Source organism: Bacillus sp. SIMBA_005, from assembly GCF_046535585.1.
In the GTDB taxonomy this organism is placed as follows: Bacteria; Bacillota; Bacilli; order Bacillales; family Bacillaceae; genus Bacillus; species Bacillus pumilus.
Window position 1 is genome coordinate 1 of record NZ_JAWRWI010000531.1, and the last position, 266, is coordinate 266.

A 266-nucleotide genomic window follows, 5' to 3' on the forward strand; every position below is an offset into this window, starting at 1 on the left:
GGTATTCGAAGTGCTTGAGAAAAATGAAGGCAATCTCCATGCCCTGTGCAACCTCCTTGTATTCTGCTATTACGAGAGGGAAGATGAAAAAGTCGGAGAATTGAGCGGAAAACTCGCCAACGTGTATCCGATTTTATTCGAACAGCGCTATAAGCTGGGGGCGACGCTTGCGCTTGTCGGCAGACATGATCTCGGTTATAAATGGCTCCGTTCTCTTTACAAAAGCGGGTTCGAAGGCGACGAAACGTTTTATTACTGGCTTGCCG

General features: G+C 47.7%; 1 pseudogene. It reads left to right on the forward strand.

Annotated elements, in window-relative coordinates:
- Window positions 1-266: pseudogene (locus SB660_RS21185) on the forward strand (tetratricopeptide repeat protein); the annotation flags it as partial.